General features: G+C 62.7%; 20 protein-coding genes and 2 riboswitches. Of the genes, 7 read left to right on the top strand and 13 right to left on the bottom strand.

Translation table 11 applies throughout. From position 1 onward, the window contains the following. Positions 1–55 precede the first annotated feature (55 nt). The 6 genes from pepN to FIV39_RS13715 are packed head-to-tail and all read right to left on the bottom strand — an operon-like array spanning position 56 to position 6,556. Positions 56–2,713 (bottom strand): aminopeptidase N, encoded by a 2,658-nt coding sequence (gene pepN / locus FIV39_RS13740; RefSeq protein ID WP_090405273.1) that lies wholly within the window; start codon positions 2,711–2,713, stop codon positions 56–58. Between the two features lie 13 nt (positions 2,714–2,726). Continuing rightward, positions 2,727–3,557, bottom strand: a complete 831-nt coding sequence (locus FIV39_RS13735) for a DUF2797 domain-containing protein (RefSeq protein WP_090405276.1) — start codon at positions 3,555–3,557, stop codon at positions 2,727–2,729. Beyond that, complete coding sequence (locus FIV39_RS13730; RefSeq protein WP_090405280.1) at positions 3,554–3,814, bottom strand: YeaC family protein; 261 nt, start codon at positions 3,812–3,814, stop codon at positions 3,554–3,556. Before FIV39_RS13730 ends, FIV39_RS13735 begins: the two co-directional genes overlap by 4 nt. Positions 3,815–3,828: 14 nt before the next feature. Further along, positions 3,829–4,698, bottom strand: coding sequence for a rhomboid family intramembrane serine protease (locus FIV39_RS13725; RefSeq protein WP_090405282.1), 870 nt, complete (start codon positions 4,696–4,698; stop codon positions 3,829–3,831). Continuing rightward, a complete protein-coding gene (locus FIV39_RS13720) occupies positions 4,695–5,669 on the bottom strand; it encodes a metallophosphoesterase (RefSeq protein ID WP_390620699.1) in 975 nt (324 codons plus the stop codon). Before FIV39_RS13720 ends, FIV39_RS13725 begins: the two co-directional genes overlap by 4 nt. Next, positions 5,666–6,556 (bottom strand): NAD(+) kinase, encoded by an 891-nt coding sequence (locus FIV39_RS13715; protein WP_003217892.1) that lies wholly within the window; start codon positions 6,554–6,556, stop codon positions 5,666–5,668. Before FIV39_RS13715 ends, FIV39_RS13720 begins: the two co-directional genes overlap by 4 nt. A gap of 146 nt (positions 6,557–6,702) precedes the next feature. On the opposite strand from FIV39_RS13715, the gene FIV39_RS13710 reads away from it, so the two are divergent. Beyond that, positions 6,703–7,653: a DUF1853 family protein gene (locus tag FIV39_RS13710; RefSeq protein WP_090405287.1), complete on the top strand. Its 951-nt coding sequence runs from the start codon at positions 6,703–6,705 to the stop codon at positions 7,651–7,653. Positions 7,654–7,775: 122 nt separating this feature from the next. Here the strand turns inward: FIV39_RS13710 and FIV39_RS13705 are convergent, their stop codons facing one another. The 4 genes from FIV39_RS13705 to cobW form a co-directional block, all read right to left on the bottom strand. Then, entirely contained in the window at positions 7,776–8,378 is a 603-nt protein-coding gene (locus tag FIV39_RS13705; protein ID WP_090410029.1) for a vWA domain-containing protein, read from the bottom strand. A gap of 53 nt (positions 8,379–8,431) precedes the next feature. Next, positions 8,432–9,430, bottom strand: coding sequence for an ATP-binding protein (locus FIV39_RS13700; RefSeq protein ID WP_090405290.1), 999 nt, complete (start codon positions 9,428–9,430; stop codon positions 8,432–8,434). Between the two features lie 123 nt (positions 9,431–9,553). Further along, positions 9,554–13,315, bottom strand: a complete 3,762-nt coding sequence (cobN, locus tag FIV39_RS13695; RefSeq protein ID WP_090405295.1) for a cobaltochelatase subunit CobN — start codon at positions 13,313–13,315, stop codon at positions 9,554–9,556. Between the two features lie 3 nt (positions 13,316–13,318). Next, positions 13,319–14,380, bottom strand: coding sequence for a cobalamin biosynthesis protein CobW (gene cobW / locus FIV39_RS13690; protein WP_090405297.1), 1,062 nt, complete (start codon positions 14,378–14,380; stop codon positions 13,319–13,321). A 93-nt stretch (positions 14,381–14,473) separates the two neighbouring features. Then, positions 14,474–14,673: riboswitch (cobalamin riboswitch) on the bottom strand. A 42-nt stretch (positions 14,674–14,715) separates the two neighbouring features. Beyond that, positions 14,716–14,920, top strand: a riboswitch (cobalamin riboswitch). A gap of 97 nt (positions 14,921–15,017) precedes the next feature. Here cobW and FIV39_RS13685 point away from each other — a divergent pair. The 4 genes from FIV39_RS13685 (at position 15,018) to cobM (ending at position 17,128) form a co-directional block, all read left to right on the top strand. Beyond that, positions 15,018–15,206 carry a CbtB domain-containing protein gene (locus FIV39_RS13685; RefSeq protein ID WP_090405301.1) on the top strand — a complete coding sequence of 63 codons (189 nt, stop codon included), beginning with the start codon at positions 15,018–15,020 and terminating at the stop codon, positions 15,204–15,206. An 11-nt stretch (positions 15,207–15,217) separates the two neighbouring features. Next, positions 15,218–15,922, top strand: a complete 705-nt coding sequence (locus FIV39_RS13680) for a CbtA family protein (protein WP_090405305.1) — start codon at positions 15,218–15,220, stop codon at positions 15,920–15,922. Beyond that, a complete protein-coding gene (locus FIV39_RS13675; protein ID WP_090405308.1) occupies positions 15,919–16,311 on the top strand; it encodes a cobalamin biosynthesis protein in 393 nt (130 codons plus the stop codon). The genes FIV39_RS13680 and FIV39_RS13675 overlap by 4 nt, the downstream gene beginning before the upstream one ends. A 70-nt stretch (positions 16,312–16,381) precedes the next feature. Beyond that, entirely contained in the window at positions 16,382–17,128 is a 747-nt protein-coding gene (cobM, locus tag FIV39_RS13670) for a precorrin-4 C(11)-methyltransferase (protein ID WP_090405312.1), read from the top strand. 776 nt (positions 17,129–17,904) lie between these two features. Here the strand turns inward: cobM and nfuA are convergent. Further along, the gene (nfuA, locus tag FIV39_RS13665) at positions 17,905–18,489 is read right to left on the bottom strand and encodes a Fe-S biogenesis protein NfuA (protein ID WP_027606479.1); all 585 of its coding nucleotides are present in this window, start codon (positions 18,487–18,489) and stop codon (positions 17,905–17,907) included. A 93-nt stretch (positions 18,490–18,582) separates the two neighbouring features. Beyond that, positions 18,583–20,877, bottom strand: coding sequence for a fatty acid cis/trans isomerase (locus FIV39_RS13660; protein ID WP_090405315.1), 2,295 nt, complete (start codon positions 20,875–20,877; stop codon positions 18,583–18,585). 166 nt (positions 20,878–21,043) lie between these two features. Here FIV39_RS13660 and metH point away from each other — a divergent pair, with 166 nt between their 5' ends. Further along, positions 21,044–24,754 carry a methionine synthase gene (gene metH, locus FIV39_RS13655; RefSeq protein WP_090405318.1) on the top strand — a complete coding sequence of 1,237 codons (3,711 nt, stop codon included), beginning with the start codon at positions 21,044–21,046 and terminating at the stop codon, positions 24,752–24,754. A 52-nt stretch (positions 24,755–24,806) separates the two neighbouring features. Beyond that, a complete protein-coding gene (locus FIV39_RS13650) occupies positions 24,807–25,025 on the top strand; it encodes a DUF2970 domain-containing protein (RefSeq protein ID WP_090405321.1) in 219 nt (72 codons plus the stop codon). On the opposite strand, the gene FIV39_RS13645 is transcribed toward FIV39_RS13650, so the two are convergent. After that, complete coding sequence (locus tag FIV39_RS13645) at positions 25,022–26,089, bottom strand: ABC transporter substrate-binding protein (RefSeq protein ID WP_090405324.1); 1,068 nt, start codon at positions 26,087–26,089, stop codon at positions 25,022–25,024. The two genes, FIV39_RS13650 and FIV39_RS13645, sit on opposite strands and share 4 nt — an antisense overlap. Positions 26,090–26,235 lie beyond the last annotated feature (146 nt).

Below are 26,235 nucleotides of genomic sequence, written 5' to 3'. Positions count from 1 at the left end.
CTCAAAGGCAAAAAAAACGGCCTGAACAGGCCGTTTTTTTACCGAAGTGGTTTACTTAAGCAAGGCTCTTGCTCACCACCTCGAACACATCGCTCGACAGCTCACCCGAGCCACGAATGCGCTCCAGCTCCGCCTTCATCAACGCCTGGCGCGCGCTGTCGTATTTACGCCAGCGGGTCAGCGGCGCCAGCTGGCGCGAAGCGATCTGCGGGTTGAAGCCATTCAACTCGATCACCAGGTCAGCCAGGAAGCGGTAGCCCGAACCGTCGGCGGCGTGGAAGTTGATCAGGTTCTGCCCGGCAAACGCGCCGATCAGCGCACGCACCTTGTTCGGGTTCTTGAGAGTGAACGCCGGGTGCTCCATCAACGCCTTGACCCGCTCCAGCCCGCCCGGCAATGTGCTGCCCGCCTGCACGCTGAACCACTGGTCCATGACCAACGGGTTGTCCTTGAAGTTCTCGGCAAACACCGCCAGTGCCTGGGCCTTCTCCGCTTCGAACGGCGAATTGACCAGCACCGCCAGCGCGGTCAGGCGTTCGGTCATGTTGTCGCTGGTGTCAAACTGTTCGAGGGTGGCCGTCAACACCTCAGGCTTGCCGCTGAGCATCAGGTACGACAGCGCAATATTCTGCAAGGCACGCCGGGCGAAATGCTCGGCCGCAGCGACATAAGGCGTCTGCTTGGACAACTCGCGATTGGCCTGGTAACGCAACCACAGCGGTTCATGCAGGTTGTCAGCCAGTTGCTTGCGCGCAAACTCACGGGCGGCGTGGATCGCATCCACATCCGCCACCTCGCTGATTTCCGTCAGGTAGGCTTCGCCTGGCAGCGAAAGCATTTCGGCGACCATGGCCTGATCCAGGGACTCATCGCTTAACACGGTACGCAAGGCATCAATCAGGCGCTGGTCCAGCTTCAACGGCTGGCCCGCCTGATGCTGAACGATCAGTTCCTGCAACACCTGCACCGACAACTGCTGGCCCGCATCCCAGCGATTGAAGCCATCGCTGTCGTGCTGCATCAGGAACATCAACTGATCGCGGTTGTACGGGAAGCTCAGTTTCACCGGCGCCGAGAAACCACGCAGCAGCGACGGCAGCGGCTGTTCGGCGATGTCGACGAAGGTGAAGGTCTGCTCGGCCTCGGTCACCGAGATCACGCGGGACGTGGTGCCCGCCGTCGCTTCACCGGCGAGGCGCAAGGCAATGCCAGCGCCCTGCCCGTCCAGCAGGCCCAGCTCGACCGGGATCACGAACGGCAGCTTTTCAACTTTGTCCGGGGTTTCCGGGCAGCTTTGGCGGAAGGTCAGGCTGTAGGTTTTGGCCGAAGCGTCGTAGGACTCGCTCACTGCCAGGCGTGGGGTGCCGGCCTGGCTGTACCAGCGCTTGAACTGGCTGAGGTCGGCGCCGTTGGCGTCTTCCATGGCCTTGATGAAGTCGTCGCAGGTCACGGCCTGGCCGTCATGGCGTTCGAAGTACAGGTCGCTGCCTTTACGGAAGCCTTCGGCGCCGAGCAAGGTATGGATCATGCCGACCACTTCCGAGCCCTTTTCGTACACGGTCAGGGTGTAGAAGTTGGAGATCTCGATAAAGCTGTCCGGGCGCACCGCGTGGGCCATGGGGCCGGCGTCTTCGGCAAACTGGTGGGTACGCAGGTAAGCCACGTCCTGGATGCGCTTGACCGTGGCCGAGTTCATGTCGGCGGAGAAGCCCGAATCACGGAACACGGTGAAGCCTTCTTTCAGCGACAGCTGGAACCAGTCGCGGCAGGTCACGCGGTTACCCGACCAGTTGTGGAAGTATTCGTGGGCGACGATCGCCTCGACCCGCTGGTGCGCGGCGTCGGTGGCGGTTTCGGCACGGGCCAGCACGGCGCTGGAGTTGAAGATATTGAGGCCCTTGTTCTCCATGGCGCCCATGTTGAAATCGTTGACCGCCACGATCATGAAGATGTCGAGGTCGTACTCGCGACCGTAGGTTTCTTCATCCCAGCGCATGGATTTTTTCAGGCTGGTCATAGCGTGCTGGCACTTGTCGATATTTTCCGGCTCGACGTAGATGCGCAGTGCCACTTCGCGGTTGGTCATGGTGGTGAAGGTGTCTTCGACACACCACAGGTCACCGGCCACCAAAGCGAACAGGTACGCCGGTTTCTTGAACGGGTCTTCCCAGGTCGCCCAGTGGCGGCCGTCTTCGCCAGGACCGCTGGCGATCGGGTTGCCGTTGGAGAGCAGGATCGGATAGCGGTGTTGCTCGGCGATCACCGTGGTGGTGAACGTACTCATCACGTCGGGGCGGTCGAGGTAATAGGTGATCTTGCGAAAGCCCTCGGCCTCGCACTGGGTGCAGAACATACTGCCGGATTTGTACAGGCCTTCCAGGGCGGTGTTGGTTTCCGGGTGGATGCGCACGCTGGTGTCGACCGTGAAGGTCTCGCGGGTCGGGTGCAGGGTCAGGTGGCTGTCCGTCAACTGGTAGTCAGCTTCGGTCAGTTCCTGGTCGCCGAGGTTGACGGTCAGCAACTCCAACTGCTGGCCGTCGAGCACCAGCGGTGGCAGGCCGGCGCCACGCTCGGGGTTACGGCGCATCACCAGCTGCGCGTGGACCAGGCTGTGGTCCTCGAACAACTCGAAGGTCAGGTGCGTCTCTTCGATCAGGTAGTCCGGCGCCTGATAGTCCTTCAGGTAAATCATCTTCGGTTGTTCGGTGCGCATGGGTGGCATCCTTCTACTGATGCACGGCGAGCTGGTAGGCCGTGTACTTACGAATATTGATAACGCCGGTGTCGAAGATCAGGTATTGGCCCTTGATCCCCAGCAGCGTGCCTTCGGCAATCGGGTTCTTGTCCAGGTTGAAACTGACGATCTTGGCCGGATACTGCTCCACCGGGTAGCGGATTTCCAACGGTTCGATGTCGGTTACCGGTTGGATGGCCTGCAGGCCAAAGCGTTCCTGCAATTGCAGCAGGCCATCGGCACAAGAGGCGAACAACTCGTCGCGCACCTGCTTGAGGTCCACCGCCGCCGCGTCGCCCTTGAGCAGCGCACGCCAATTGGTCTTGTCCGCCACTTGGCTGCGCAGCACATCCTCGACAAAGCCGGACTGCTGGCGGGTAGCCACGCGCATGATCGGCAGCGCCTGGCTGGCGCCCTGGTCCAGCCAACGCGTCGGCAATTGGGTGGCACGGGTAATGCCGACCTTGATCCCCGACGAATTGGCCAGGTACACCACGTGGTCGGTCATGCAGAATGTCTCGCCCCAGCCTGGATCGCGGCAGGTGCCGGCGTCGTAATGGCAACGCTCGGGGCTCATGATGCACAGGTCACACTGGGCCAGTTTGGTCATGCACGGGTAGCAATAGCCCTGGCTGAAGCTGGTCTTGGTCTTGCGGCCGCAATGGCTGCAATGGATGGCGCCGAGGTACTCCAGGCGCACATGGGTGCCGATCAACGGATTGACCGGCACCTCGGTATCACCCAGGCGAAACGCGTATTGAACGGTCGGCTCACCAAGTTGCGCCGACATTTTGCTGACTGCACCGCGACCGATTTCAATCAATGGAGCGCATCCGACTTGAACAGGATGTTCGGCACGGTGGTCGACTTCGACTCGCATTCCTGCGGGCCCATGTAGCCGGTGCGCTGGTCTTCCGGCAGGTTCTGGATCTCCCAGGCGATCATGGCTTGCAGCGACAGCTCACGCTGCTCGGCGGTGAGCTTGCGGCCATCGGACCATTTGCCGATTTCCACCGCGAGCTTGAGGCTCTCGTAGATGTCCGGGGTGATGTTTTCGATCATTTCAGCAAAAGAGGACATTAGGCTCTTCCTTATCAAAGAGAGGATTTGCGACGGTTATACAAACCGCCCAGCAAACCGGTAAGGCAACCGATGGCCAGGCCGCCGACATGGGCAGCGTTGGCGATTTCGCCGAAACCGATCATCGAGACCAGCCCCGACAGGCAGAGCACCAGCCACACCAGCATCATCACCAGCACCCCACGGGGCAAGCGATAGGCCGGGTTGGGCGAGAGTAGTTGAAAGATCCAGCAATGCCCGAGCAGGCCATAGAGCACACCGGACAAGCCACCGAACAGGCCAGGGCCACCGTACGCATATTGCGCGTAGTTGGAGACCAGGCTGAACAACAGGGTCAGGCCCAGCAGGTTGATACTGCCCTGGCGCACTTCAATACGCCGGCCCAGCTCCCAATACCACATGCCGTTCATGGCCAGGTGCAGGATACCGAAGTGGATCAGCATCGGCGTGACCAGCCGCCACCATTGGCCCGAGGCCAGCATCTCGGCGAACGGCGTGAACTGGATGTACTCGCCCATCACCCGGAACGGCAGGAAGGTCAGCCAGCTCATGGCTTGCAGGTTTTCACCGAGCAAGGTCACGGCGCCGACAATGATGCTCGCCAGCAACACCAGCGCCGTTACCGGGCTATGGCGCACTTGCTGGACGAAGCCTGGACGCGTGACGGGTGCCTGTTCGGGAATATCCAGTTGCTGGTCCGGATCGCCGGCGGGAAAGCGCTGGTACAAGACGCGCACGTCGTCGCTGATGGTCTCGGGAACCCACAACACCTGCTCGCCGGCTTCCTCGCTGACGCGATGGGGCACTTGCATGCGTTGCAGCAGCTTCACGAAGCCGCCCAGGTCGACGCTCAATGGCAAGCGCAATACAGGCACGGCACTCATACAATCACCTCGGGTCGCTCAACGTCGACCCATACGAATTTACGCGGATCCAGTTGGGTTTCCTGGTCCAGCCGATACGCCACCAGCTTGCCATACAGCACCGCGCTGTAGTCCAGGCACGCCAGGTTCGGGCGGATCGGCGCCGGTTTGCCGCTGCGCCAGTAATGGCCGACGAACAGCAAGGGTTCGTCGGCGCCGTAGCGCAGCAGGGAGTTTTTTTCATGGGGCGACAATGGCGTGCGCGCCACCGGCTCCGGCAGTGCGTCGGGCTGGAATACGATGTCGCCGTAGGTCTTAGGGTCGTCTTCCCAGAACTTGGTGCGGAAGAACGAGCGCGTCAGGCCATCGCCACCGGTCAGCGTCAGGCCGTCCGGCAGGCGCATATCGGTGCCGCGCAACAGGCGGTCGAAGGCGTTGCAGGCAAAACTGCCGGGCACGGCGGCGGCCTGCAGGAAGTGCTGGTCGATGCAGCCATCCGGGAACGTCGCGCGCAGCGGCTGGATAAAGCCGTCGTCCCAGCACGCATGCACTACGCGGAAACGCCCGGCGTCGACAAACAGCGGCATGTCGTAGAACCAGCCGAGGAAGTCGTGCCAGTCGGCCGGGTGGTGCTCGAACTGGGTCAGGGTTTCGTGGATCAGGCGCTCATGCCGTGGGGTGTGCTCACGCACGAACTGCTTGCCACTGCCCGGCGGCGCCGGCGTGGCCCAGCCCAGGGCATTGAACTCGTGGTTACCCATGATGCACAGCGCCTGGCCGGCTTCGGCCATGTCGTGGACGATATGCAGCGCCTCACGAATGCGTGGGCCACGGTCGATGATGTCGCCGAGGAACACCGCCATGCGCGACGGATGGCGCCAGGTGCCGGCCTGCTTGTGGTAGCCCAACTGCTCGAGCAAGTGCTCAAGGGTATGAGCGCAACCGTGCACGTCACCAATCAGGTCGTAGCTACGCGCGGGATCGAGCATCAGTCGCCTCCACCCCCCAAGCGGCTGCCCCAGCCCAACTTGGTGCGGCACACTTCGTAGTAGTTGTGGTCCAGCGGGTGGATCAAGCGCAACTTCTGTGCTTTCTTGCTCACGGTGATGGTGTCACCGGGGGCGCAGGTGAAATGGTTCTGCCCGTCGCAGGAGACTTGCGGGTAGATCTGCATGTCTTTGGACACCACGATTTTCAGCTCACTGTTGCCATCGACCACAATCGGCCGGCTGGACAACATATGGGGGTACATCGGCACGATCACAATGGCATCGAGCTTGGGATGCATGATCGGGCCGCCGGCCGACAGCGCGTAGGCGGTGGAGCCGGTCGGCGTGGCGACGATCAGGCCGTCGGCCTTCTGGCTGCACACGAACTGGCCGTCGATATACAGCTCGAATTCGATCATCCGCGTGGATTTGCCTGGGTGCAGCACCACGTCATTGAGCGCATCGCCCTGGCCGATGGCTTCGCCGTGGCGGCGCACTTCGGCCTGCAGCAGGAAGCGGTTTTCCACCAGGTAATGGCCGTCGAGCACCTTGGCCACTTCGACTTCCAGCTCATCGGGGCGAATATCGGTGAGAAATCCCAGGCTGCCGCGGTTGATCCCCAGCACCGGCACGTTATGCCGCGCCAGGGCCCGGGCCGCGCCGAGCAGGCTGCCGTCGCCGCCGACCACGATGACCATGTCGCAGACTTCGCCGAGCATCTTGCGCGAGGAAGTTTGCAGGCCGTGGCCGGGGAGAATTTCGGCGATGGTGTCTTCGAGGATCACATGCAGGTGGCGTTCCAGCAGGAATTTTTTCAGCCGGCGGACGGTGTCCAACACCTGGGTACTGCCCAGGCGACCGATGATGCCGATATTGCGAAATTGCTCCATGGGGCTCCTGCGGGATTGGGGGTGTGGCAAAAAAGAAACGATTATGGGCGAAAGGCCGCGTCAGGCAAAATCCTTTGTCGCCGTGAAGCCTTGATGACAACGGTTCTCAGCCACCTGCGCCACGGTTAAAAGGCTATGCTCGGACCATGACTGTGTTCCCGGATTTGCACAACCTGCCCCGCCAACTGCGCCACCCCGAGGTGCGCGACTTGGCGTGGGTGATGCTTGCCCCGCCGATGCTCGCGCAGACGCCCTGGCCACAGCGCCACCCGCTGGCGGGCAGCGACTGGGTGCAGGCGCCCGAACGCCTGGAACACTGGCTGCGCGCACTCGACCGGGACAGCCGCGTCTTGCAGCATTGGCTGAGCCTGTCACGCACGCGGCGCCTGGGCTTGTACTACGAGCGTCTGTGGCAGTTCGCCGTGCAGCATGCGCCGGGCGTGGAACTGCTCGCCGCCAACCTGCCGATCCGCCGCGCCGGGCACACCCTGGGCGAGCTGGACATGCTGCTGCGCGACCGCGATGGCGTGCACCACCTGGAACTGGCGATCAAGCTCTATCTCGGCCCGCAGGACGGCGACGGCCAGGACACCGCGCAGTGGCTGGGCCCAGGCTGCCATGATCGGCTGGACCGCAAGCTGGCGCACCTGGCCCAGCATCAACTGCCGATTTCAGCGCGGGCGGAAAGCCGTGAAGTGTTGGCGGCCCTGGATATTCAGCAGTTTGACGCGCACCTATGGCTTGGCGGGTATTTGCTCTATCCGTGGCCTGGACTGGCCGAATCGCCCCACGGCGCCCATCCGCAGCATTTGCGTGGGCGCTGGTTGCATCAACGGGATTGGCAGGCGTTTGTCAGCGGCAGCGCGCCAGGCCGCTGGCAACCGTTACCCCGGCATGCGTGGCTGGCGCCGGCGCATTACCCGGCGGATGAAGTGTGGAGTGAAGAACAGATGCAGGCCTGGCTGGCAGACCTTGATCCGATGGCCCCCGCGCAGTTGCTCGTGCGCATGCTGCAGAACGGCGAGGACTGGGAGGAAGCCGAGCGGTTGTTCCTGGTGGCGGATCTTTGGCCGAATGTGCCGGGGGCTGGCGGATAGATCGTGTGGTGTATTGAGGGCCTCATCGGGGGCAAGCCCCCTCCCACACTGACCGCATTCAAAAGGGGTGTACTCGGTAAAATGTGGGAGGGGGCTTGCTCCCGATAGCGGCGGCACCGGCACTACAACTCATCGATATGCCGATAATCCAACTGCAACCCAGCCGCCAACGCCTGGGCGCGCCCCAACCTGATCGGCCCGCGCTCGATATCCACCAGCAACCCCGCACACGCCAATAACGGCAATCCGGCGATGTCCTTGAGCCGCCCATCCGTGATCACCAGCACGCGCTGCTGCTCAGCCGGATAACGCTTGCGTCGCGCCACCAGCCAATGCCCGGCCTCGGTCAGCGCCGCCAGCAACGGCGTACCACCGCCCGCGCCCAACTGATCCAGCCAGCCCGCCAGGCTTTTCGCCGCCTTGAGCCCCTGCACCTGCCATTTGGGCGACTGCCCGCTGGCCGTCAGCAATGCCATGCGTGCGCGCTGTCGGTAAGCATCATCAAACAGCTGCGCCAGCAAGCCCTTGGCATCGCTCAACGCCTGGTGCCGCCGAGTGGAGGCCGACGCGTCGACAATCACCAGCCACAACGCATGGGCCGAGCGGCTGCGCAGGTGATAGCGCAGGTCTTCACGGGCGTGCGGCCGACCGCCAAGCAAGGTGCCCGGCCAGTTGATCGAACCCTGCTGCGCACTGCGCGCCTTGCCCTGCCTGCCGTTGTCCAGTCGCCCCGCCTTGGGACGGGCATCCGCCCCCGCGTCAGGTCGGGGGCGAATGCCTAGGGCTTTTTTGGCCAGCTGGGCACATCTCGGCGCGTGCCTGTGGGCAGGGCCGGTGCGGGCATATCGCCCCATTGGCCTTGGCCGGGCGACGTGTCCGAGGGTTTCGGCGCCTGCCCCTGATTGGGTGGACTGGCCGGTGGGGATTGCTCCTGGCGACGGTGGCGCAAGGCAAAGTCCGCGACTGCTTCGATGTCTTCTTCGGCAATTTTATCCGCGCCCCGCCACGCCGCATGGGCGCGGGCGCCGCGCAGCCAGACCAGGTCAGCACGCAAACCGTCGACCCCTGCGGCGAAGCAACGCTCGGTGATCTGCGCCAAGGCCTGATCATCCAGCTCGATACTGTCCAGCCGCGCCCGCGCCTGGGTGCAGCGTTCGCGTAACGCCGCCTGCTGTTCGGCCCACTGCGTGCAGAAAGCGGCGGGGTCACTGTCGAAATCCAGGCGACGACGAATGATCTGCCCGCGCTCGGCAGGCACCGTCTGCCCGCCCAGCGCCACGTTGAAACCGAAACGGTCCAGCAGTTGCGGGCGCAACTCGCCCTCCTCCGGGTTCATTGTGCCGATCAGCACAAAGCGCGCCGAATGGCGATGGGAGATGCCGTCGCGTTCGATCAGGTTGGTGCCACTCGCTGCCACATCCAACAGCAGGTCCACCAGGTGATCGGGCAACAAGTTGACCTCATCCACATACAACACGCCACCGTCCGCCTTGGCCAGCACGCCAGGGGAAAACTGCGCGCGGCCTTCGCCCAGCGCGGCGTCGAGGTCCAGGGTCCCGACCAGACGCTCTTCGGTGGCGCCCAGCGGCAAGGTGACGAATTGCCCGCTGGCCAGCAGATCCGCCAGACCACGGGCCAGGGTGGATTTGGCCATGCCGCGCGGGCCTTCAATCAGCACGCCACCGATCTTCGGGTCGATGGCGGTCAGGCACAGCGCCAGTTTCAGGTCGTCGGCGCCGACCACGGCGGACAGCGGGAAATGGGGAATATCGGTCATCCGGTCTCTCTTTAAATTCTGCTGTACACGTAATCACCCTGTCATGAGCGGGCTTCTTGTGGCTGTGGCGAGCGGGCTTGCCACAACAAGTCCACTTGCCAAAACTGCTCCCTATCTCGTGCTCTAACTGTCTTCTTCTATATCCAGCAACAGGTTTTCCAGCGCCTCGCGATACGCCCCCGGTTCCTGCCACAGGCCTCGCTGCTGGGCCTCCAGCATGCGTTCGGTCATGTCGCGCAGCGCCGCGGGGTTGTGCTGCTGCACAAAGGCCCGGGTATCGGGGTCCAGGAGGTAGGCGTCGGCGAGCAATGCATATTGATGATCGTCAATCAGCTCCGTGGTGGCATCGAAGGCGAACAGATTGTCCACGGTCGCGGCCATTTCGAACGCACCTTTATAACCATGGCGCTTCACCCCTTCGATCCACTTGGGGTTGGCGGCGCGGGAACGGATCACCCGGTTCAGCTCTTCCTTCAAGGTGCGAATCCTCGGCAGGTCCGGCTGGCTGTGGTCGCCATGGTAGCTGGCGGCCTTGTCGCCGCTCAGGGTTTCCACGGCGGCGAGCATGCCGCCCTGGAACTGGTAGTAGTCGTTGGAGTCGAGCAGGTCGTGCTCGCGGTTATCCTGGTTCTGCAACACCGCCTGCACCTGGCTCAGGCGCTGGGCGAACTGCATGCGGGCGGCGGTGCCTTCATCGGAACCGCCATAGGCGTAGCCGCCCCAGTTCAGGTAGACCTCGGCCAAGTCCTCGCGGCTTTGCCACAGGCGCCCGTCAATGGCGCCCTGCACGCCCGCGCCATAGGCACCCGGCTTGGCCCCGAAAATACGCCAGCCGGCCTGTTTTGCCGCCGCTTCTTCATCGAGGCCGGATGCCTGCAACGCCGCGCGCTCACTGCGCACCTTGGCGGCCAGCGGGTTCATGTCGTCCGGCTCATCCAGGGCCGCCACCGCTTGCACCGCTGCGTCAAACAAGCGGATCAGGTTGGCGAACGCATCGCGGAAAAATCCAGACACTCGTAGCGTGACGTCCACACGCGGGCGGTCCAGCAGGCTGATCGGCAGGATTTCGAAGTCATCCACCCGTTGACTGCCCGTGGCCCACACCGGCCGTACGCCCATCAGCGCCATGGCCTGGGCGATGTCGTCGCCACCGGTACGCATGGTGGCCGTGCCCCACACCGACAGGCCGAGTTGGCGCAGGTGGTCGCCGTGGTCCTGCAAGTGCCGCTCAAGCATCAGGTTGGCCGACTGGAAGCCGATGCGCCACGCGGTGGTAGTGGGCAGGTTGCGCACGTCGACGGTGAAGAAATTGCGCCCGGTCGGCAGCACATCCAGGCGCCCCCGGCTCGGCGCGCCGCTTGGGCCGGCCGGCACAAAGCGCCCGCCGAGGGCATCCAGCAAGCCGCGCATTTCCGCCGGGCCGCAGGCATCCAGGCGCGGCGCGACCACAATGCGCAGGCTTTCGATCACCGCCTTCACATCCTCCCAGCCGGGCTCTTCCAGCTGTTCCAGCGGCCCTTCCAATGCCTGCTCGATGAGTCGCGCGGCGTACAGCTCAAGTCGCTCGCGAGTGTCCCCGGCGGTGCGCCACAACTGCGTATCGATGTTCTGCAACACCGCCGGGCGGCGGCCGGTCCACGGCTCGGCCAGGGCGCAGTCCAGCGGATCAAAGCCCAATTCGAAGGCTTTGGCCAACACGCGCAGCAGGCTCGATTGCGGGCCACGGCCATCGCCACGGGGGATGCGCAACAAGGCCAGCAAGGTGTCGATACGTAAGCGCCCCTGGGGCGACTCACCAAAGATATGCAAGCCGTCGCGGATCTGCGATTCCTTCAAGTCACACAGGTAAGTGTCCAGGCGCGGCAGCCAGACCGCCGCATCGACGTCGCCGCCCAGTTCAAGCTCTTGGTCGATACGGGTTTCGCGCACCAACTGGAGGATGTCTTTTTGCAGTTCGCGGGCCCGGCGTGGGTCGAGCAGTTGGGCTTCGTAGTATTCGTCCGCCAACAGCTCCAGATTTCGCAACGGGCCGTAGGTTTCGGCGCGGGTCAGCGGCGGCATCAGATGGTCGATGATCACCGCCTGGGTGCGCCGCTTGGCCTGGGCGCCCTCGCCCGGGTCGTTGACGATAAACGGGTAGATGTTCGGCAGCGGCCCCAGCAACGCATCCGGCCAGCAGTTTTCCGAGAGCCCAACGCCCTTGCCCGGCAGCCACTCCAGGTTGCCGTGCTTGCCCACATGGATCACGCCATGGGCGCCGTAGGTGTGGCGCAACCAGAAGTAGAACGCCAGGTAGCCATGGGGCGGCACCAGGTCCGGGTCGTGATACACCGCGCTGGCATCTACCTGGTAACCCCGGGCCGGCTGGATGCCGACGAAGGTCAGGCCCAGGCGCAGGCCGGCGATCATCAGGCGGCCGTCGCGGAACATCGGATCGTTATGCGGAGCGCCCCAACGCGCCAGCACCGCCTGCCGATTGGGCTCAGGCAAGCGCTTGAACATCGCTTCGTAGTCGTCCAGGCCGAGGCTTTGATGGCAGGGGCGCAGGTCGAGGCTGTCAAGATCGTTGGTGACGCCGCCGAGCAGGTCATGGATCAGCGCAGTGCCGCTTGCGGGCAGTTGAGCCGGCACCGGATAACCTTCGGCTTGCAGGGCACGCAGGATATTCAGCGCGGCAGCCGGGGTGTCCAGGCCCACGCCATTGCCGATGCGGCCGTCGCGGGTCGGGTAATTGGCGAGGATCAGGGCGATGCGTTTATCCGCATTCGGCACCCGCGCCAGTTCGACCCAACGGCGCGCCAGCTCGGCAACAAAATCCATGCGTTCGGGGGCTGCGCGGTAGCACACCACGTCCGACTGGCTGCGCTCGCTGCGCCAGGCCAGATCCTTGAAGCTGATCGGCCGGCTGATAATCCGCCCGTCCAACTCGGGCAAGGCAATGTGCATCGCCAGGTCGCGAGGGCCAAGGCCTTGCTCGCTGGCCTGCCAGCCTGGCTGGTTGTCCTGGGCGCAAATCGCCTGGATCACCGGGATATTGCGGCGAAATGGGCGCAAATGTGGGGCTTCGGGGCTGGATTGGGCAAACCCGGTGGTGTTCAGGATCACCGCCGCGCCGACCTCATCCAGCAGGTCCTCGACCACCGTCAGGCAGCCGGGTTCTTTCAAGCTGGCCACCGCCATCGGCAACGGATTAAGACCCGCCGCCTGCAAACGCTGGCAGAACACGTCGATAAAACCGGTATTGGCCGCCTGCAAGTGCGAGCGGTAGAACAGCACCGCCGCCACGGGCCAATCCGTGTGCCAATCCGTCTGCCAGTCATTGAGGCGAGGATTGGCTTTATGCGGGTGATAAATCGCCGTGCGCGGCAGGGTTTGCGGCTCGGCCCAGGCATAGTTACGCCCCAGGTAGGCGCTGGCCAGGCAGCGATAGAAGTCCAGGGCATTGCCCAAACCGCCCTGGCGCAGGAAGTGCCACAGGCGGTCGCGCTGTTCGGCATTCACCGTGCTCAGGCCGCTGAGTTCCGGGTCCGGGCGATCATCCCCCGGCACCAGGATCAGGGTGACGCCGCGCTCGGCCAGCGCCACCAGACGCTCGATGCCGTAGCGCCAGTAACCGATGCCGCCATGCAGCGAAATCAGGATGACCTTGGCGTGGCGCAGCACCTCATCCACATACAGGTCGACCGACGCGTGGTTCTGCACCTGCATCGGGTTGGCCAGGCGCAGGCTGGGGTAGTCCTCGGGCAACTGCTGGGCCGCTTCGGCCAGCAGCGCCAGGCTGGAATCGCCGCTGCACAGGATCACCAGCTCGGCGGGGGTTTGGCCAAGGTCGGCAATATTGTCGTCCGCGACGAAACCACCGGGCTGAGTCCTGAGCAGGTGCATGGGTTAAACGCTGAGGGCGGCGCGCAGTTGCGCTTCGAGGCCCGCCGCGTCCAGCTCCTGGCCGATCAGCACCAGCCGCGTGATGCGCGCTTCATCGGCGCCCCAGGCACGGTCGAAGTGCTTGTCGAAACGCGTGCCCACGCCCTGGATCAGCAGGCGCATCGGCTTGTTCGGGATGGCGGCGAAGCCCTTGACGCGCAGGATGCCGTGCTGAACCACCAACTGAGTCAGGGCATCGAGCAGCAGCGCCTCGTCGGCTTGGGGCAGGTCGATGGAGATCGAATCAAACGCGTCGTGATCGTGGTCGTCTTCACCTTCATGGTGATGATCGTGATGGCTGTGGCGAGCGTCGATGTGCTCCTCGGAGCCGGCACCCAAGCCGATCAGCACGTGCAGGGGCACGCGACCGCTGCTGGCTTCGATGACCTTCACCGCCGGCGGCAGCTCCTCGGCAACTTCCAGGCGTACACGGGCCAGGTCTTCGGCGCTGATCAGGTCGGATTTATTGAGGATCACCAGGTCGGCGCTGGCCAGTTGGTCGGCAAACAGCTCGTGCAGCGGCGATTCGTGGTCGAGGTTCGGGTCGAGTTTGCGCTGGGCATCGACCTGATCCGGGAACGCGGCGAAGGTGCCGGCGGCCACGGCCGGGCTGTCGACCACGGTGATGACCGCATCAACCGTGCAGGCGCTGCGGATTTCCGGCCATTGGAAGGCCTGTACCAAGGGTTTTGGCAGGGCCAGGCCCGAGGTTTCGATGAGGATATGGTCGAGGTCGCCGCGACGGGCGACCAGTTCGCGCATCACCGGGAAGAATTCTTCCTGCACGGTGCAGCACAGGCAGCCGTTGGCCAGCTCGTAAACACGGCCGTTGGCCTCTTCTTCGGTGCAACCGATGGAGCACTGCTTGAGGATCTCACCGTCGATGCCCAGCTCGCCGAACTCGTTGACGATCACCGCAATACGACGCCCCTGGGCGTTGTCGAGCATATGGCGCAGCAAGGTGGTTTTGCCCGAGCCGAGGAAGCCGGTAACGATGGTGACGGGAAGTTTGGCCAGTGTTTTCATCGGATGCCCTTTGGGGCGGGCATACGGGACGATAGGCCCTGCGACGGCGCGCAGCAGCAGATTTCGTCACCGGATCACCCCGCCCGGTTGAATTGGAAAATCGGTAGCGAGGCAGGTCTCCTGGCTTGGGGCTTGCGGGTCTTGCGACCGGCGCCGACTGCGCCTTCCCGCCGCAGTGGCAGTGGCGTGGCAGTCAGATAAACCCTTCACAGTTGCGGGGGCAGCCGCGGCTTGAACCGCGTTCCCTTCTTAGCTTCGGCCTGGGCCGAAGAACCTCGAAGGTGCAAGGCTACAGGGGCTTGCCGCATTTGACTACCGTCCCCGGCCCATGCTCTCCTACACATCTTGTTTCGGGTGCCCTTCACAGGGTGAAACGGGAAACCGGTGAATCATCGCGTGATGACGAGTCCGGTGCTGCCCCCGCAACGGTAAGCGAGTGAAGCGTCAGATCCACTGTGCCTGTAGGGCATGGGAAGGCGACGCTTTATAGACCCAGTGTCCCTCGCAAGCCCGGAGACCGGCCCGAATAACATCCAATAACAAACCCGCGGTGGGCGGGCGCTGTTAAAACCCTGCGTGCCTGGCTCGCGGGGTTTGCATGCGCTCGTTTCACCCTGATACCTGAAAGGGACGCGCCATGTCGATCATCAGCAGCACCTCGCACACCGCCAGCAGCTCCGCCACCCTCAGCCAACGCCTGGCCGCCGCCATCGGTGCGTCGATCCTCGGCGCGTGCCTGGTGTATTTCGCCGGCTTCTCGCACATCGAGGCGGTGCACAATGCGGCCCACGACACGCGCCACAGCGCCGCGTTCCCGTGCCACTGAGGCCTGCCGACATGATCAAGCGTATTGCGCAAACCGCAGGATTCACCGGCTTGCTGGCCGCCCTGTTGCTGACCCTGCTGCAAAGCTTCTGGGTCGCCCCGCTGATTCTGCAGGCGGAAACCTTTGAAAAAGCCCCGGCCGCGACCGAAGTCGTGCACGAGCACGCCGCTGGCGCCGCCGCGCACACCCACGATGCCGAAGCCTGGGAGCCGGAAGACGGTTGGCAGCGCGTGCTGTCGACCACCGGCGGCAACCTGGTAGTCGCCGTCGGTTTCGCCCTGATGCTCGCCGGCCTCTATACCCTGCGCGCCCCGACCCGCACGGCCCAGGGTTTGCTGTGGGGCCTGGCCGGTTACGCGACCTTTGTGCTGGCGCCCACCTTGGGCCTGCCGCCGGAGCTACCGGGCACTGCCGCCGCCGACCTGGCGCAACGGCAAATCTGGTGGATCGGCACCGCCGCCTCGACGGCTGCCGGAATTGCCTTGATCGTGTTTGGTCGCAACTGGCTGCTGAAAGTGTTGGGCGCGGCGATCCTGGTGGTGCCGCATGTGATCGGCGCGCCGCAGCCGGAAACCCATTCGATGCTGGCCCCGCAAGCCCTCGAAACGCAGTTCAAGATCGCTTCGCAGTTGACCAACGTGGCGTTCTGGCTGGCCCTCGGCCTGATCAGTGCCTGGCTGTTCCGCCGCAACCACGACGACCAATACTCGGCATGACCCTGGTAGTCGGCCTGGGCTGCCAGCGGGGTTGTGATGTAGACACCCTACTGGGCCTGTTTGACACCGCCCTCGCCGAGGGCGGGATCGAGCGCCAGCGTGTCACGGCGCTGGCCAGCATTGACCGTAAACGGGACGAGCCTGGGGTGCTCGCCCTGGCCCGCTTGCTCAATCTGCCATTGCAGTGCTTCAGCGCCGCACAACTGGCGGCGTATGAAGACCGGCTGAGCCACAAATCCACGGTCGCGTTTGCCCATACCGGCTGTTACGGCGTCGCCGAAAGTGCCGCCCTGGCCCTGGCCGAACAGCTCTGCGGCGGTCCTGCCCGCTTGCTGATCACCCGCCGGAAAACCGCCCAGGCCACCTTTGCATTGGCCTGCGCCGGCTAAAATCCCGATAATCGCCCTTCCCGATCATGAGCAATCTTCATGCTCGCCCGTTTTTTGACAGGAATTCTCCATGACCGTCTACTTCATCGGCGCCGGCCCCGGCGATCCGGAATTGATCACCGTCAAAGGCCAACGCCTGATCCGCAGTTGCCCGGTGATCATCTATGCCGGCTCGCTGGTGCCGGCGGCGGTGCTGGAAGGTCATCAGGCGCAACAGGTGGTCAACAGCGCCGAACTGCACCTGGAACAGATCATCGAACTGATCAAGAGCGCCCACGCCAACGGCCAGGATGTGGCCCGCGTGCACTCCGGCGACCCGAGCCTGTATGGCGCGATTGGCGAGCAGATCCGTTACTTGCGTGAGTTGGGCATCCCCTTCCAGATCATTCCCGGCGTTACGGCGGTGGCCGCCTGTGCAGCCTTGCTGGAGGCCGAACTGACCCTGCCGGACATCGCCCAAAGCGTGATCCTGACCCGCTACGCCGATAAGACCAGCATGCCGGCCGGCGAAGACTTCGACAGCCTGGCCCGGCATGGCACGACCATGGCGATTCACCTGGGGGTCAATCATCTGGAGAAGATTGTCGCCGAGCTGCTGCCGCACTATGGCGCGGACTGCCCGATTGCGGTGGTGCACCGGGCGACATGGCCGGATCAGGATTGGGCCGTCGGCACCCTCAGCGATATTGCCGACAAAGTCGCCGCCAAGGGCTTCCGGCGTACGGCGCTGATTGTGGTGGGCCGGGTGCTGGCGAGTGATAGTTTCAGTGAGTCTTCGTTGTATCGGGCGGGGCATGCGCACCTTTATCGATCTTGATTATTCACTTCAAAAAGTCACAGCAATACACTGATTTAAATTAAGAAATATAAAATATCTTGAAGGCGGGATTGCCCCCCCCATGGCGGTGCATCAGCCTACTCACGAGGCGACTGACATGCCGCTATCGGGGCATAGGTATCTACACATCTTGAGCCGAGCCCCCTGCGTAGATACCGTCTTATCCAGCACCGCGTAAAACCCCGTAGCAGCTGTCGAGCCCCGTCGAGGCTGCGTCGGCCGCGACTCGAGCTTGAATCGGCAGCGCGTCTGACGCAGCCTCGCTTGCGCTCGGCAGCTGCTACGGGAGGAGGCCTTGATGTGGATTGGCTTTCGTAGCTGTCGAGCCTTGGCGAGGCTGCGTTGGTGTTGTGTCAGACGCGCCGCAAACGCAGCCTCGCCAAGGCTCGACAGCTGCGCGTTATCCTACTGAAGTTGTGTAGATACTTATGGCTATCGGGGGCAAGCCCCCTCCCACATTTGACCTTCCTTGCCAGGGAGATAGCGTCAGCATTCGAATTTGATTTTTTAATTCACAATTCATCAACAACCCACTGATTTAACTGAATAAATAAAAATCAAAATGTGGGAGGGGGCTTGCCCCCGATGGCGACGTGTCAGCCTGCTCATGAGGCGACTGAGGCACCGCTATCGGGAGCAAGCCCCCTCCAAAACTTGATCTTCTTTGTTAGATAGACAGTGTAACTACTTGAATTTAAGAATAAAAAAACGGCGCTCACGGGCGCCGTTTTTTCTGTTCGCAGTGAACACCTTACTCAGTAGTAGGCGTTTTCTTTCTGCGTGTGGTCTGTCACGTCACGGACGCCCTTGAGCTCCGGAATACGCTCCAGCAGGGTCCGCTCGATGCCTTCACGCAGGGTCACGTCCGCCTGGCCACAGCCCTGGCAGCCGCCGCCGAACTTCAACACGGCAATGCCGTCATCGACGACGTCGATCAAGCTGACCTGACCGCCGTGGCTGGCGAGCCCCGGGTTGATCTCGGTTTGCAGGTAGTAGTTGATGCGCTCGTTGACCGGGCTGTCGGCGTTGACGTTCGGCACCTTGGCGTTGGGCGCCTTGATGGTCAACTGGCCGCCCATACGGTCGGTGGCGTAGTCGACCACGGCATCGTCCAGGAAGGCTTCGCTGAAGTTGTCGATATACGCAGTGAAGCTTTTCAGCCCCAGGGCGGTGTCTTCAGGTTTCTCTTCACCGGGCTTGCAGTAGGCAATGCACGTCTCGGCGTACTGGGTGCCAGGCTGGGTGATAAAGACGCGGATGCCGATACCCGGGGTGTTCTGCTTGGACAGCAGGTCAGCCAGGTAATCGTGGGCGGCGTCGGTAATGGTTATGGCAGTCATGGAAACTCCTCACAGGCTTGCCGGCAGTTTACGCCAAAATATTACGCAGGTACAAAGTCCTAGTAATTTTGTCGGAAAAGACTCTCGCTCCCGTCAGAGGTTTTCATAACGGTTCATATCCAGCACCCCCTCTTCCACTGGCGTGGTTTCGCGAATGTACTCGGACAAATCGTGGAAATACTGCCAGAACAACGGATGGCTACGGCGTATACCCCAGTGATCGACGATTTTCTCGAACTGCGCGGCGTCCTTGGCCTGCTCCATCTGCGCGACGAACGCCGGCACTTCCCGCGCCGGAATATTGAACATGAAGTTCGGGTAGCTGCTGAGCACGCCAGGGTAGATGGTCAGCGTGTCCAGGCCCGGCTGATAGCGGTAGGCCTCACCCAGCAAAAACGCAACGTTACTGTGAGCGCGGTTGCGCAGCAGGCTGTAGACCTCACGTTTGCCACTGCTGGTTTCGACGCGCAGCACCGTGGCTTCGGGTAACTGGTCGATCACCTTGAGCCCCGCCGCCGGGCGTGAGGTCAGGCGGCTGAGCGCCTGCTCCGCATCCTGCAACGCGGGCTCGATGCCATCACGCGAGCAATACGCCCCGGTGCAACGGTTGATCGGGTCCGGGCTGGCATTCAGGTCGCCGTAGCGGGTGAGCAACTGGTTGGCAAAGTCCCGCTTCGGGTCTTTTTCATCCAGATGCAGGCCGGTGGGCTTGTCGTTATCAATAGCCTCGTAGTCCAGCCACAGCTTGATCTTGCCGCTGTTCTGGTACCAATCGTCCAAAAAGGCGTCGCGGCTATCGGCCGGCATCAGGCGCAGGAAGTTCTGCTCGGCGCCGTTGCGGATCAGGTCGAAGTACAGCCGGGTCTGGGCCTGGTGCGACACGTTGCCAAACACATCGAAGTTGACCACCAACTGGTAATACGTGCGTTCGAGCAACGGAAAGTCGAACAACCACATCGTCTGCGGGACTTCACCGATCAGGCCTTTATTGACCGAGGCGCTGTCAAAGTGGCGAAAAATACTTAACAGCGCGTTGTCGTTGCCGGCCCATAGCGTCGACCAACTGGGCGCTGGCAGCTCGGCATAGCTGTCTCGCCGCAGCGCTTCGTACTGGTTGCGCTTATCGCGGTACTTGAGCCACAGGCTGAGCACACTGCCCACGTCGTCATTCTGCCCTGGCATCGCCAGCAACGGCGTGGTCTGGCCGCGATAGCGAGCATCGGTGATGTACAGGTCGTGCTCGGGCGCCTGGAACAACGCCCAGAAATTGTCGCGGATCACATCCGTGGCAATTTGCCCGCGGCACACCGGCCCGCGAATAAAGGTACGCACAAAGTACTCGGCGTTATCCAGCATGAACTGGTAGCGCGCCTGGGCGGGAATCGCCTCGAATGTCTCGAAAGGGTTGGCGCGGCGGCCGGGGCCGTAGCCCGGCAAGGCACTGACCTGCCAGTCACCGCTGTAGAACAAGGCTTTGACCCGCGCCATTTTCTCTGCGCTGAGGGGGTATGTGATGTGAGTCTTGTGGACGATCACCCCTTGTACGGGCCACAGGCGGTAGTACACGCGGGTGCCGGGATCGTCATTGGGACGACGGGTGTTGATCAGGTCAATCGGCTGGCCGCTGGGGGTACGCGAGCGCACCCACTGGAAGAAATGCCCCGGTTCACCGCCTTCGAAATACAGATGCGCAATAAACAAATGCTCGAACAGCCAACGGGCTACCAGGCTTTCCCGGGCGCCGGGGGCGTTGAACAGGTTTTCCCATTGCAGCACTTGCGCGGCTTCCTGGGCACTGGGGGCCACACCTTGCTCGTCAATCGGTGCACCGGAGGCCAGCCAGCGTTGCAGCGTCTGGTATTGCTGGTCGCTCAAGCCAGTTACAGCCAGAGGCATGCCCTCATTGGGGTGCGCACCGGCGTAAGCGTCGAACTCTCCCGGCAACGGGCACATATTCTCGCGGTTAAGACCCAGCACAATATCAGCTGGCAACTTGGCGTTGGGTTGCAACGGCGCGCGGCGATGACCGAGTTCGAGCATGCGCGCCATCAGCGCAGCCTGGCTGCCTTGGGCGTCGAGTACTGAGCTGAAGCCTTCGCGCTGCCAGGCAGCTTTGCCGAACGCGTCATAGAACAGGCGGGTCGGCTTGGTCGCCTGGCTGCGCTCCCCGTCGTACACCGGCACTTTGCTCGCCCCGCGCGCCGCGCCCTCGGCACTGCCCAGGTTCAGTTGGCAGGCCGAGTCGTAGCACGCATGGCAAGCCACACACTTTTCGGTGAAGATCGGTTGAATATCGCGGGTATAAGAGATCGCCGAGGCGGGACCTTCTGCCTGGGCAGTGCTGGCTATCAAGGCCAGGACGGCGCTGACAATAAGACGAAGTGACATGTATCCGGTCCCGATTGAATGCAGGCGATATGGAAGTGGCGGCGATTCTACCGGGCCACACCCCTCATCAACATGAGCGATATTCATGCAAAACCCGGACATGCCGCAAATCCGCACAGGTTTGTTATGATCCACGCCCTCCGTAATGCCTGACCAGAGTAGTCCCATGTCCGATCGTAGCGCTCGTCTGCAAGCCCTTCACCACGCTCTCAAGGAACGCATCCTGATCCTCGACGGCGGCATGGGCACGATGATCCAGAGCTATAAACTGGAAGAACACGACTACCGCGGCAAACGTTTCGCCGACTGGCCGAGCGACGTCAAGGGCAACAACGACCTGCTGGTGCTCACCCGCCCGGACGTGATTGGCGGGATCGAGAAGGCGTACCTGGATGCCGGTGCCGACATCCTCGAAACCAACACCTTCAACGCGACCCGCATCTCCATGGCCGACTATGGCATGGAAGAGCTGGCCTATGAACTGAATGTCGAAGGCGCCCGCCTGGCGCGCAAGATCGCCGATGCCAAGACCGCCGAGAACCCGGCCAAGCCGCGCTTCGTTGCTGGCGTCCTCGGCCCGACCAGCCGCACCTGCTCGCTGTCGCCCGATGTAAACAACCCCGGCTACCGCAACGTCACCTTCGATGAACTGGTGGAGAACTACACCGAGGCCACCAAGGGCCTGATCGAGGGCGGCGCCGACCTGATCCTGATCGAGACCATCTTCGACACCCTCAACGCCAAGGCCGCGATCTTCGCCGTGCAGGGGGTGTTCGAAGCGCTTGGCATCGAATTGCCGATCATGATCTCCGGCACCATCACCGACGCCTCCGGCCGTACCCTCTCGGGCCAGACCACTGAAGCCTTCTGGAACTCGGTCGCCCACGCCAAGCCGATTTCCGTGGGCCTGAACTGCGCCCTCGGCGCCAGCGAGCTGCGCCCGTACCTGGAAGAGTTGTCCAACAAGGCCAACACCCACGTGTCCGCGCACCCCAATGCCGGCCTGCCCAACGAATTCGGCGAATACGACGAGCTGCCATCGGAAACCGCCAAGGTCATCGAAGAATTCGCCCAGAGCGGCTTTCTGAACATCGTCGGCGGTTGCTGCGGCACCACACCGGGCCATATCGAAGCCATCGCCAAGGCCGTGGCCGGTTATGCGCCGCGCCCGATCCCGGACATCCCCAAGGCCTGCCGCCTGTCGGGCCTGGAGCCGTTCACGATTGATCGCAGCTCGTTGTTCGTCAACGTCGGCGAGCGCACCAACATCACCGGTTCTGCGCGTTTCGCCCGCCTGATCCGTGAAGACAACTACACCGAAGCCCTGGAAGTGGCCCTGCAACAGGTGGAAGCCGGCGCCCAGGTGATCGACATCAACATGGACGAGGGCATGCTCGATTCGAAGAAGGCCATGGTGACCTTCCTCAATCTGATTGCCGGCGAGCCGGACATCTCCCGCGTACCGATCATGATCGATTCCTCCAAGTGGGAAGTGATCGAAGCCGGCCTCAAGTGCATCCAGGGCAAGGGCATCGTCAACTCCATCAGCATGAAGGAAGGCGTCGAGCAGTTCATTCACCACGCCAAGCTGTGCAAGCGCTACGGCGCCGCCGTGGTCGTGATGGCCTTCGACGAAGCCGGCCAGGCCGACACCGAAGCGCGCAAGAAGGAAATCTGCAAGCGTTCCTACGACATCCTGGTCAATGAAGTCGGCTTTCCGCCGGAAGACATCATCTTCGACCCGAACATCTTCGCGGTCGCCACCGGTATTGAAGAACACAACAACTACGCCGTCGATTTCATCAACGCCTGCGCCTACATCCGCGACGAGCTGCCGTATGCGCTGACCTCCGGTGGCGTGTCCAACGTGTCGTTCTCGTTCCGCGGCAACAACCCGGTGCGCGAGGCGATCCACTCGGTGTTCCTGCTGTATGCGATCCGCAACGGCCTGACCATGGGTATCGTCAACGCCGGCCAGTTGGAGATCTACGACCAGATCCCGGCCGAGCTGCGCGATGCCGTTGAAGATGTAGTCCTCAACCGCACCCCGGAAGGCACCGACGCCCTCCTCGCCATCGCCGACAAGTACAAGGGCGATGGCAGCGTAAAAGAAGCCGAGACCGAGGAATGGCGCGGCTGGCCGGTCAACAAGCGCCTCGAGCACGCGCTGGTCAAGGGCATCACCACCCATATCGTCGAAGACACTGAAGAATCGCGGCAGTCGTTCGCGCGCCCGATCGAAGTGATCGAAGGCCCGTTGATGTCCGGTATGAACATCGTTGGCGACCTGTTCGGCGCCGGCAAGATGTTCCTGCCCCAGGTGGTGAAATCCGCCCGCGTAATGAAGCAGGCCGTGGCCCACTTGATCCCGTTCATCGAACTGGAAAAAGGCGACAAGCCGGAAGCCAAGGGCAAGATCCTGATGGCCACGGTGAAGGGCGACGTGCATGACATCGGCAAGAACATCGTTGGCGTGGTGCTCGGTTGCAACGGCTATGACATTGTCGACCTCGGCGTGATGGTGCCGGCCGAGAAGATCCTGCAGGTGGCCAAGGAGCAGAAGTGCGACATTATCGGGCTGTCCGGCCTGATCACACCGTCCCTGGACGAGATGGTGCATGTGGCCCGCGAGATGCAGCGCCAGGACTTCCACCTGCCGCTGATGATCGGTGGCGCGACCACCTCCAAGGCACACACGGCGGTGAAGATCGAGCCCAAGTACAGCAACGACGCGGTGATCTACGTCACCGACGCCTCCCGCGCGGTGGGCGTGGCCACGCAGCTGCTGTCCAAGGAATTGAAGGCCGGCTTCGTCGAGAAGACCCGCCTGGAATACATCGATGTCCGTGAGCGCACCTCCAACCGCAGTGCGCGCACCGAACGCCTGAGCTATCCGGCGGCCATCGCCAAGAAGCCGCAGTTCGACTGGAGCACCTACACGCCGGTCAAGCCAACCTTCACCGGTTCCAAAGTGCTGGACAATATCGACCTCAACGTTTTGGCCGAGTACATCGACTGGACCCCGTTCTTTATCTCCTGGGACCTGGCCGGCAAGTTCCCGCGCATCCTTACCGATGAAGTGGTGGGTGAAGCCGCCACCGCGCTGTACGCCGACGCCCGGGAAATGCTCAAGAAGCTGATCGACGAAAAACTCATCAGTGCCCGCGCGGTGTTCGGTTTCTGGCCGACCAACCAGGTGCAGGACGATGACCTGGAAGTCTACGGCGAAGACGGCCAGCCGATTGCCAAACTGCACCACCTGCGCCAGCAGATCATCAAGACCGACGGCAAGCCGAACTTCTCCCTGGCCGACTTCGTCGCGCCCAAGGACAGCGGCGTGACCGACTACATCGGTGGCTTCATCACCACCGCCGGCATCGGCGCCGAAGAAGTGGCCAAGGCCTACCAGGACGCAGGTGACGACTACAACTCGATCATGGTCAAGGCCCTGGCCGACCGCCTGGCCGAGGCCTGTGCCGAGTGGCTGCACCAGCAGGTGCGTAAAGAACACTGGGGTTACGCCAAGGACGAGCAACTGGACAACGAGGCGCTGATCAAGGAGCAATACAGCGGCATCCGCCCTGCCCCAGGTTACCCGGCGTGCCCGGATCACACCGAGAAAGCCCAGTTGTTCCAACTGCTCGACCCCGAGGCCCGCGAAATGCACGCCGGCCGCAGCGGTGTGTTCCTCACCGAACACTACGCAATGTTCCCGGCGGCGGCGGTCAGTGGCTGGTACTTTGCCCATCCGCAGGCGCAGTACTTTGCCGTGGGCAAGGTCGACAAGGACCAGGTGGCCAGCTACACCGCGCGTAAAGGCCAGGACCTGGCCGTGACCGAGCGCTGGCTGGCGCCGAACCTGGGTTACGACAACTAAGCCGGCCTGGATTGTCTATGCTGTCCCTCACACACCTTGTGTCGAGGGACGTATGGACGATCCAGCCAACAACAAGCCCCCTACCTTCTGGCAGATGCTCCACAGCGTGGTGGCCGCTGCATTTGGCGTGCAGAGCGGCAAGAATCGCGCCCGCGACTTTACCCATGGCAAGCCCAGTCATTTCGTGGTGCTGGGCATCCTGTTCACTGCCGTGTTTGCGTTGACCTTGTTTGGCATCGTCAAGCTGGTGCTGCACCTGGCCGGCGTCTAGCGGAGCAACAGCCGCAGGCTGAACGGGTAGCGATAGGACACGGGTTTGCCCTGGGCGGACAGTGCGCGAAAATTCACCGCGGGTGTCGGCCCCAACAAGCGCCGCGCCTGGCTGGCATCGATCAACTGGAACAACGCCAACTGACGGTCGCGCCCACCATAGGCGCCAATGTCCAGGCCTTTGGCATCATCATGGACCAACACCATGGCCCAGCCGCCGACGGTGAAATGCCCGGCGACCAGGCTCGATAAACGCCCCTCCAGGCGCGCCTGCAGAATTTCCGGCGAACTGTTGACCGCGCTGAACAGCACGTCCTTACCCGGTAACCGTCCACTGTCCTGCAACGCCTGCATGGCGCCCAACGCCATCTGATCACTGGCCGACCACACCAGCGCCGTCTGCGGGTAGCGCTTGAACAGTTGCGTCGCTTGCTCGAAGGCGCGCTCGCGGCTCCACTCACCGTAGACCAACTGACGCAGGCGCACCTCGGGATGCTCGGCCAGCGCCCGACGCATGCCCCGCTCACGCAATTGCGCAACCGGCGTGGTCTTGACGCCGGAAAAGGCCAACAGGTCGAGGGATTGACCCGGCGCAACCGGGCCGTGCTGGCGCAGCAAGTCGCGGAGCATCAGGTAGCCAGCCTCTTCATCGTCAGCGACCAGGCTGCCGATCAAACGGATGCCACTGCGGGTTCCCAGCAATTGCATCTGATCCGGGGTCAGCGCGCTGTTCACCACCAGTAGCTTGACGCCACTGCCCTCGGCCATGCGCAGGATCTGCGGCGCAACGTACTGCTCATTCGCCAGTACCAGGTAATCAGGCCGCTGACTGCCTTGCAGCACCTCACGCGCCTGGAGCAGTGTGTTGTCGGCATCGCGCTCGCCATAACGCACACGCAATTCCAGGCCGAGGTCCTTGGCGGCGGCCTGCATGAATTGCGTGTAGCTGACCCAGAAAGTTTCCGTCGACATGCCAGGATTGAGAAACACCACCGAGGTGGCATGGGCCATCACCCCATACGTCGATCCCAGCAACCAGACACACGTAATCAACACCTTCAACATGGATGCTTGAGCCTCGAAAATAGGCCGCCATGATAGTGGCAATGCCCAAACCAATCGAGGCTCAATCAACGTCCTTTATTGATGGCTGACCCAGAATACGGCGGTTCCCACCACCAGAATAATCAAGAACAGAATGGCCCAGGCAT

The sequence above is a fragment of the Pseudomonas grimontii genome (genome assembly GCF_007858185.1).
In the GTDB taxonomy this organism is placed as follows: domain Bacteria; phylum Pseudomonadota; class Gammaproteobacteria; order Pseudomonadales; family Pseudomonadaceae; genus Aquipseudomonas; species Aquipseudomonas grimontii.
Note: the sequence above shows the minus strand (reverse complement) of the source record. Positions and strands in the feature narration are given on the sequence as shown.